Origin of the sequence: Rhodopirellula maiorica SM1, from assembly GCF_000346295.1 — a bacterium.
GTDB classification, from domain to species: Bacteria; Planctomycetota; Planctomycetia; order Pirellulales; family Pirellulaceae; genus Novipirellula; species Novipirellula maiorica.
The window spans coordinates 1-1,377 of sequence record NZ_ANOG01000950.1 but is presented as its reverse complement, the minus strand read 5'-3'; the positions used below and the strand labels follow the sequence as shown (position 1 = coordinate 1,377).

At 56.4% G+C, this 1,377-nt stretch carries 1 protein-coding gene; it reads left to right on the top strand.

The window, feature by feature from the left end:
• The first annotated feature begins 370 nt into the window (after window positions 1–370).
• Complete coding sequence (locus tag RMSM_RS40270) at window positions 371–757, top strand: hypothetical protein (RefSeq protein ID WP_144058075.1); 387 nt, start codon at window positions 371–373, stop codon at window positions 755–757.
• Window positions 758–1,377: the final 620 nt, after the last annotated feature.

Here is a 1,377-nt window from a genome sequence, read left to right as displayed (position 1 = left end):
GGCATTGGAGCTGCTTCCATTGCTGGAGCAGGAGCCGATTGGTAAGGAGCCGAGTAGGGAGCAGGTGCTCCGCATCCGCAGCCGCTGTCGCAGCCAACGTCACAGCCGCTGTCGCAACCTTTGTCGCAGCCAAGGTTTCCGAACAACTTGGTCAACAGACCAGGTCGTTTGCAACCGCTGTCGCATCCGCTATCGCAGGTAGCAACTTCGCAGCCACAGGTAGGAGCTTCGCAGCCACATGCTGGGATTTCGCAACCTGAGTCACATCCGCAGCTGCTCTTGTGCGAGAACAACTTCGACAGCAATCCGCCGCAGTGCTTCTTCTTGCCACAAGCCGAGTCACATGCGTTGACTTCGCAGCCACATTCAGGTGCGACTTCGCAGCCACATGCAGGTGCTGCTTCGCATCCGCCACAGACGGGTGCTTCGCAACCGCAAGCGGGCTCAGCACATCCGCAAGCCGATTTGTCGTGACCGAACAGGCCACAACCCGATTTCTTACCGCATGGGGCTTCGCAACCGCAGGCAGGTTCCGCACATCCGCAAGCGGGAGCTTCGCAGCCACCGTCACAAACGGGTGCTTCGCAACCGCATGCTGGCTCGCCACAGTGGCCGCCTAGCAGGCCGCAGCCCGATTTTTCGCAACCGCCACATGGGGCTTCGCAGCCACATGCAGGTTCTACGTCACAGCCACAAGGGCTGTCACAGTCATATGTTGGTGCATCGCAGCAGCTTGAAGTGCTGCCACAGCCTTTAACGCCAAGCATTCGATCCAACAGATCGAATCCAAAGCTTTGGCTACAAATTGAACTACCCAATACGAGGGTCAAAGTTAAGATTGTCCGCTTCATTGGAGCCACGTCTCCCTTTATGCCATTTTCTGCGGGGTGTAAGTCGGCATTTCTGTGATGAGTGCGACTGCTCGTTGTTCAGGTAAGCGGAAGATCCAGTCGTCGAACGAAGTCGCCGACGATCACACCTTATGACTGTTTCAACAAACCCTAACGGATTCGGGTGCGAGCACCCGGCCCGCCGACTTCGTTAGTTTGCTGTGAACCTGAATTCATCAACGCCGCGATCCGAACGGATTCGAGTCGTGGCAGAGATGGGTTTGAGCGATCGAGCTCTCCTGGGTCGAAATACCTTTTCGCCTCGACATCCGATATCGAAGCCTTCTGTTTTGCCTCGCCAAGTCCGACGTCACCTTCGTTGATGTGAAGCCTTTGTTGGCGGGACACTAACGATATCGGCGCTCGGTGCCTCGAGAATCAGTGATCCGACTGATTTTCAGCTGCTTGGAAGGCTTTGACGGCTAGGCAAACCCGACGCCATGTTCCAGCAAATCCGACTGTGACCATTCTGCGCATGGCATCTTGC